General features: G+C 46.4%; 7 protein-coding genes and 1 riboswitch. All 7 genes read right to left on the reverse strand.

What is annotated here, in order from left to right:
* Positions 1–1,095: nucleobase:cation symporter-2 family protein (locus tag ABDZ72_RS00245; RefSeq protein WP_343750387.1), on the reverse strand; the 1,095-nt coding region annotated here is incomplete at its 3' end.
* On the reverse strand, positions 1,092–1,682 hold the full coding sequence (locus ABDZ72_RS00250) for a xanthine phosphoribosyltransferase (RefSeq protein ID WP_343750388.1): 591 nt from the start codon (positions 1,680–1,682) through the stop codon (positions 1,092–1,094). The genes ABDZ72_RS00250 and ABDZ72_RS00245, both read right to left, overlap by 4 nt.
* A 161-nt stretch (positions 1,683–1,843) precedes the next feature.
* Positions 1,844–1,945: riboswitch (purine riboswitch) on the reverse strand.
* Between the two features lie 236 nt (positions 1,946–2,181).
* Positions 2,182–2,934, reverse strand: coding sequence for an acetylglutamate kinase (gene argB, locus ABDZ72_RS00255; RefSeq protein ID WP_343750390.1), 753 nt, complete (start codon positions 2,932–2,934; stop codon positions 2,182–2,184).
* Between the two features lie 14 nt (positions 2,935–2,948).
* Positions 2,949–4,175, reverse strand: coding sequence for a bifunctional glutamate N-acetyltransferase/amino-acid acetyltransferase ArgJ (gene argJ, locus ABDZ72_RS00260; RefSeq protein WP_343750391.1), 1,227 nt, complete (start codon positions 4,173–4,175; stop codon positions 2,949–2,951).
* A 36-nt stretch (positions 4,176–4,211) separates the two neighbouring features.
* Positions 4,212–5,249, reverse strand: a complete 1,038-nt coding sequence (gene argC, locus ABDZ72_RS00265; RefSeq protein WP_343750392.1) for an N-acetyl-gamma-glutamyl-phosphate reductase — start codon at positions 5,247–5,249, stop codon at positions 4,212–4,214.
* Positions 5,250–5,524: 275 nt separating this feature from the next.
* Positions 5,525–6,409 carry a 2-hydroxy-3-oxopropionate reductase gene (garR, locus tag ABDZ72_RS00270; RefSeq protein WP_343750393.1) on the reverse strand — a complete coding sequence of 295 codons (885 nt, stop codon included), beginning with the start codon at positions 6,407–6,409 and terminating at the stop codon, positions 5,525–5,527.
* A 113-nt stretch (positions 6,410–6,522) separates the two neighbouring features.
* Complete coding sequence (locus ABDZ72_RS00275) at positions 6,523–7,695, reverse strand: peptidase (RefSeq protein WP_343750394.1); 1,173 nt, start codon at positions 7,693–7,695, stop codon at positions 6,523–6,525.
* Between the last annotated feature and the right edge of the window lie 209 nt (positions 7,696–7,904).

Here is a 7,904-nt window from a genome sequence, read left to right on the forward strand (position 1 = left end):
TACGATCATTGCATTTTCAGCAGACTCGCCAATAACCGCGCTGAGCATTTTAATTCCTTGTGCAATCACCATTCCAAACATGGCAACCATAGCGCCGCCTAGAACAGAGGTCGGAATAATGGTGGCCACTGCGGCAATCTTGGGAACCAGTCCCAGGGTAATGAGCATAACACCGGTAAGCATAATAATTCTCAGCGATTTGACCCCTGTCATCTGCAAAAGGCCGACATTCTGTGAAAAAGCGGTATACGGGAACGCGTTGAAAATTCCGCCTAGAAGAACAGCCAGTCCTTCCGCCCGATAGCCGCGTGTCAGGTCTTCTTCCTGCAAGTCTTTATCCGTCATATCTCCCAGTGCAAAATAAACACCCGTCGATTCAACGAGCGATACCATAGCAACCAAAATCATGGTCAGAATAGCCGACCATTCAAACGTTGGCATGCCAAAGTAAAAAGGCTGAATCATATGAACGTAGGATGCCTCGCTGACAGCGGAAAAATCCACCCTGCCCATCAGTGCAGCCACGATTGTACCCGCTGCAAGCCCCAGCAAAATAGCAATGGACTGGACAAATCCTTTGGAAAAGCGATACAGCAGAATGATAAAAAACAGAGTACCAAAAGCCAATGAAATATTCGTCATCGATCCAAAGTCACTGGCGTCTTCGCCTCCCCCCATATTGTTTATGGCAACCGGTATAAGCGTAATTCCTATAATCGTTACAACGGTTCCTGTTACAATCGGTGGAAAAAAACGGATCAGTTTGCCGAAAAATCGACTGATGAGCACGACAGCGATACCAGAAACGATAATAGATCCGTAAATGGCCGAAATACCATACTCACCGCCAATAGCAATCATCGGACCGACAGCGGTAAATGTACAGCCGAGAACAATCGGTAAGCCTATCCCGAAATAGCGATTGCGGACCACCTGCATAATCGTCGCGACCCCGCTCATTAAAATATCGATACCGACCAGATAGGTCAGCTCTTCTGATGTCAGACCAAGCGACTGCCCAACAATGAGCGGCACCAAAATAGCTCCTGCATACATGGCAAGCAAATGCTGCAAGCCAAGTGTGAATGTCTTCATTTAAGTGATGCCTCCTCATTATGAAAGGTCACGCTGCCATTTTCGAGCGAATCAACAACAGCCAGTGATTCCACCCGGACACCACGATCTTTAAGAGCAGCCCCGCCATTCTGAAAGCCTTTTTCAATGACAATTCCAATACCGGCCAGGGACGCTCCGGCCTTTTCCACAATCGAAAGCATACCAAGGACTGCTTGTCCATTGGCAAGAAAGTCATCGATAATCAGGACAACGTCATCACTTGAAAGGTAATCCGTTGATACGGAGATTTCGTTTGTTTCATTTTTGGTATACGAATAGACACCAGCACTGTAAAGCTGGTCTGTCAGGGTGAGCGATTTGCGTTTCCGGGCAAAAACCACCGGCACCCCCATACGCAGTCCCGCCATGACTGCAGGCGCAATTCCTGACGACTCGAGGGTTATAATCTTGGTAACTCCTTCACCAGCGAAACGGGAAGCAAATTCTTCACCGATTTCCTGCATCAATACGGGGTCAACCTGATGATTCAAAAACCCATCTACTTTTAACACCGAATCGGATAGGACAATTCCCTCGGTTCTAATCTTCTGCTTTAATAAATTCATGATGATCTCCTTTCTGCGCTCAGGAATGTAACCGCTCATGGATTCGGGCGTTAAAATAAATAAAAACCCGGAAGACAAGCTTCCACTCATCCTATGAGGAAAGCATGTTTTCCGGGTATCAATCATCCGAAAACAAAGTAGGCACCGAATTATAACGGCACCAGCATGGCGCTTTCTTTCATAGTCAGTTCATTTACGGTGAACCGGTAGAAACTTGCAGGCCATATCCCTGCTATTATATGAAACGAAGCGATTCAATTAATATGTAGATTATAACACGCACCGGTACAAAATCAACCCCCATTCATTACACATAGAAAGGCGTCCACCCCGGACATACTAGATGTAAACAGCCTTCCTGCCTTGCAAGGGCTGCTTTTCTTTCTATTTTGAATGTTTATAAACAAAACTGGTTACCTCTTACAGTCTATTTACAAATTTGTTGACCATGTTAACGAAAATGCGGGGTGAAAATCGATCCGTCCGCCCCGCAGCTTGTTTATTTCGTAATAATCGTTCCCGTGAACCCGCTCATACTGATTCGTTGATGCGCATCGGCGATCATAACATTGGACAGCCCTTCCCCAAGGCTTCCGGCTGCTGCTTTCACTTTCGGGATCATGCCGCCGAAGATGACACCATCGGCAATCATATGGTCAATCTCCGTCTGGGACACATTGCTGATCACTTCTTCTTCCTGCATAATGCCCGGCACATCCGTCATAAAAATTAACCGATCTGCATTCATGTCTCTGGCAATGGCACCAGCGGCTGTATCTGCATTTACATTATAACGGCTTCCGTCTCCTCCGGTTGCAATCGGAGCAATAACCGGTACAACACCGGAATCAAGCATCCGTTGTAAAAACAGCGTATTGACGGCTGTTACATCACCGACATAGCCATACCGCTCGAAATTTATCGGCTCGGCTTGTATTAGCTGAGCATCCGATCCGGAAAATCCGGCAGCCTGTATATTATTGTCATTAATTTGGCGTGTCAACGCGTTGTTGACATAGCCCGAAAGCACCATTTCGACAACATTCATGGCATCCGCCGATGTTGTCCGGAGCCCGTCAACAAATGAACACGTCACGTTAAGCTTATCAAGCATATCCTGAATAGCCGATCCGCCGCCATGCACGACAATAGGACGAATCCCTTTTTCCTGCATCTTGGCTATATTGCCGAAAAATTGATCGGTTAAATTGTCCAGGATGCTCCCGCCGCACTTAATAACAGCGATGCTCATGGCTGAATTCCTCCTTAAGTCGTGTAGCTGGCATTGATGCGAACGTAATCGTACGTCAAATCGCATCCCCATGCCTTTCCGATTCCATCACCATTGTTCAATCCAATCGTAATCGTAATGGTGTCCTGGAGCAGGTAGTCTGACGCTTCCTTCTCCGAAAAGGCAAGTGGTTGACTGTTTTTCAATAATTGCACCGGACCCACAAAAGCATCGATGGTCTCCGGATTGATATCCGCACCACTGCGTCCAATGGCGGCAATAATGCGGCCCCAGTTCGGATCAGCGCCATATACAGCTGTTTTAACAAGCGATGAGCCGACAACTGTTTTGGCCACTTGACCTGCTTGTTGATCATCATGGGCCCCTGAAACATTAACTTCAATTAACTTCGTCGCTCCTTCGCCATCACGTGCAATCATCGTCGCCAAGTCCTCACACGTCGCCCGCAGCATCTCCACAAAAGCGTTCCAATCTTTATGATCCGGTGTCAGGCTTTCGTTGCCTGCTTTTCCACTGGCCATTGTCAGAACCATGTCATTGGTTGATGTGTCCCCATCCACCGTTATACAATTAAATGTTTTATCCGTTACATCTTTCAATGCCAATTGCAACATATCTGGTTCGATAGCAGCGTCTGTTGTCACGAATGCAAGCATGGTTCCCATATTCGGCTCAATCATTCCGGACCCTTTCGCCGATCCGGCCATCGTTACCGGACTGTCGTCAATAATGGTCTGACGGCAAGTGGATTTACGTATGGCATCCGTCGTCAATATGGATTCGTTAAAAGCTGTTGCTGCTTCTTGATCCGTATCCAGATGAAGTTCTTTAATATTCGGAATGATGCGGTCCATTGGCATAGGCAAGCCAATAATGCCAGTCGATGATACAGCTACACGATGGTCTGGCAGTTCCAACTGTTGGGCGGTTGCATGTCGCATTGTGTAGGCGTCCTGTTCCCCCTGCTTTCCTGTGCATGCGTTGGCATTGCCGCTGTTAATAATGATAGCTTGCAATTTTCCCTCTGAGGCAATGCTGTCCTTCGTTGTTTGCAGCGGGGCAGCCTGAATCATATTTTTTGTGTATAACGCAGCAGCACTCGCCGGTACATCACAATAAATCATTCCCAAATCGTTTCGTTTCCGTTTCACGCCTGTGTGCATACCGGCTGCATAAAATCCACGCGGTGTGACAATGGACCCTCTTTCTATTGTTTGAATGCCATCTTCTGCCGTCAGCATTTTGTTCTCCTCCTTTCATTTATTCGCTTATTCCTACTATGGATACATTGGCATCGTATCCAGTCCGGCCGTCTCTTCCAATCCAAACATCCGATTCATATTTTGAACAGCCTGACCAGCGGCACCTTTAACGAGATTGTCAATGACGGAAACAATCATAATCCGGTTCGTCCGTTCATCATATGACAATGATATATCACAAAAGTTGGAACCGTAAACGTCTTTTGTGGTTGGATATTCGCCTTGTTTCCGGACACGTACAAAATAGGTGTCCTTGTAGCTTTCCTGGTACAAATCAAACAATTCACGTGCCGTCATACCGTCCGGAGCATCCGCATAAATGGTCGTCATGATCCCTCGTGTCATCGGAATCAGATGCGTGCTGAACGTTATAGCTGTTTTCGTTTCGCTCCATGCATCAAGCATCATTTCTATTTCCGGTGTGTGCTGATGCTCGAGTACCTTATAGATTTTAAGATTATCATTTGTTTCGGTGAAATGGGAAGCCGCACTGACTTTTCGTCCAGCCCCGCTCACACCGGTCTTGGCGTCAATGATAATAGAATTGGGATCAATCCGCTTCTCCTTCACAAGCGGGGCAAGCCCGAGCAAAGCTGCCGTCGGATAACACCCCGGGTTGGAAAGAAGCTGTGTTCCTTTGATATCGGTGTCCAACCATTCGGTCAATCCATACACGGCCTGATTAACATAGTTTTGATCAGGTGCCGTTTTATGATACCACCGTTCATACGTATCGGTATCTTTCAAACGGAAATCACCGGATACGTCAATTACCTTTGTATCATGCTTCATAAACTCCGGAACAAGCTCGGTTGATACACCGGCTGGCGTGGCTATAAATACCACATCAACGTCTTGTGCCATTCGTTCCGGATCAATATCTTCCAAGTCGTCACCAATCATGCCCTGCATATGGGGATAGCTCGCCATCACCGGCTGGCCGTGCTGGCTTGATGAGTGGAACGACTGCAGGGTGACATTCGGGTGGCTGTACAACAAGCGGATCAGTTCCGACCCGCCATAGCCAGTCGCCCCGATAATAGCTGCTTTCACGATAAATGCCTCCTCATATTAACGTTGTTTCCCATTATTATAAAATGTATAAAAATAAAGTCAAGTGTATAATTATAATTTCTATAAAAAATTAAATAATGTCCAGGATAACTAAGCGAACCTTTATGAAATAATAATATTCCGACAATAAGCGTCTTTATTCTTTATGGATAAAAGAACCCCGGCATCCGCAATAGACACAAAGCGGATGCCAGGATCTCCAAACATTGCATAACTCATTTTGATTCGGATATTTGCGTTCCCGATTTGGAAGGTTAGTCATTTGCCGTCATGTTGGCCAGCTTTTCGTAAAATGTCAAAATCGCCGCATGATCCCGATCACCCTGGCCACCCGCCTGCAGCGCCTGTAGGGTCTCTTTGACGGAGGCAGCCAAGGGCAGCGGCACACCAATATCACCGGATGTTTCCAGCACGTTATGCAAGTCCTTCAAATGCAGATCAATCGTAAAGCCGGGGTCGAAATTACGATCCATCATCATTGGTGCTTTGGCATCCAACGCATTGCTGCCGGCCAGGCCGCCACGGATTGCTTCATAAACGGATTCGGTATCAACACCCATGTTTCGCGTCAACACCATGGCTTCTGAAATAGCTGCAATATTGAGCGCGACAATAATCTGATTGGCCAGCTTCGTTGAATTACCGGCCCCTATGTCACCAGTGCGCACAACCGATCCGGCCATCGTTTCCAGAATGGGAAGGCAATCGTCAAAGGTTGCTTGTTCGCCACCGGCCATCACCGCAACAGTACCATCAATCGCTTTTGGTTCCCCACCGCTTACCGGAGCATCCACAAAGCCAATGCCTTTTTCCTTCAGCGCTTCACCAATCTCCTGACTTGCAATCGGAGCAATGGAACTCATATCGATGATCACACTGCCTGATCGTGCTCCATCTATGAGCCCTCCCTGCTCAAGAACAACTTCCTTGACTTCCGGTGAATTGGGAAGCATCGTAATGATGACATCCGTCGCAGCTGCCAATTCGGTATAGGAATCAACGACCGTCGCACCACGTTTTCCAAGTTCCTGATTGGTATCCGGGTTACTGCTGGAGATGACCAGTTCATAACCTGCTTTCATCAGATTTTGACACATCGGTTTCCCCATAATACCAAGACCAACAAACCCTATTTTCACAGCTCATCCCCTCCTTGTCCCCATCATTTTACAACAAATCAAAAAATAGGGAAAGATAAATTATTTTGAAATATACATTTTAATAGAAACATTCCATCGCTTTAGTACTGTGATCAGGAAGCTCTCGGTTTGCGCCAGGCATATATGTATAACCCCCCAAGCAAAACGGTCTGCCCGACAAACACAGCCGCATCCCAAAAGAGTGGATTCCCGACTGGATCGAGTAATTCCGGCAGCGTCTCAGCATAGGCGTAAACAGCCTGCGGAATGAAATAAAACAAAAATACCCCAAACGTAAGCAGCAAACCAATGCTATAAAATAGCGCATATAATCTTATCGTTGTCGCTTCCCCGGCAAACGCTTCCGTTGTTGAATCCTGTTTCATAAATGGAATCCACTTGCGTAAATACTGTTGGCTGTTTTCCATCAAATTGTAGCTACCTGTCATATTTTCAAATAAATAATATAAGTCCGTTTTCATATAAAAGCAACACTGATAAATGGTTTTTATAAAAATATCCAATACAACGAGAGCAAAAATGCCGGAAACAAGCGTGCTTCCACTCACAGCCAATTGAATTACAAGTGCGATAAGCACCATCACCTGCTCAAAACAAATGCCGGCCAAATAGAGCCTATTCCGCTGCTGTGGTGCCAGTTTCCATGCACAGGTCAAATCCGTTTCAAACACTACAAGAAAAAGTCGACGTCCCACATCCAGTGTAGCGGGCAAATCATACGATCGGACCGCCAAAATGTGGGCGAATTCGTGCATCAAAACCAATAATAGACTAATCCCCATGTACAACAGCATATTAAGCGTCATCGCATCAAACAAAAATAAATCCTGATACGCTGGCACTAACTGTGGGTTCATAAACATGAGCCACAAATTAACAAGAACGATGACGATATAAAGTTTCATAGTGAAACGATTAAAAAAGAACCGCCCCACACTGGCAGCTAACCAAGTAAACCCACTCGGCAACGGCTCTTGCTTGGTTAGCGGCACCGTTTCTCCGTCCACTTCTTTCACCAAACCCAAATCCACCAACTGCTCTACAAATGGAATGAGCGCCACATCTTCGTCCGGATATGTCGCCTGGAGCTCCCGTTCGATGTTATCCAACGGCTCTCCTCTATTAATCAAATGAATCGCGTCAACGCTGACGGCCGGCATTTCGAAAAAGTCACCCGAAACAGGCTCCTCTACTATATAGTGCTTTTTATCCTCTCGAATCGATAAAGGGTACAGTGTCAAATGTGATTGTAACGTGATGTCCATGTTAGTTATTCACCTCTTGGTTCGGGGGGGAATGATGCTAGGCCGGGCTAGTCTTTAAAAAATGGGACTGGGACAAGATTGAACAAATCCTTTCTAAACACGAACAATATAGTTAAGACGTAGTCACCGCTCCGGAAAAACACTACGCTTTCACCTTGCCAGGCACAAGCGCGACATCTGTTCAAGCTTCCTTTGGTCGCTTTCACAGT

It is taken from the genome of Lentibacillus halophilus (genome assembly GCF_039522485.1).
GTDB classification, from domain to species: domain Bacteria; phylum Bacillota; class Bacilli; order Bacillales; family Amphibacillaceae; genus Lentibacillus; species Lentibacillus halophilus.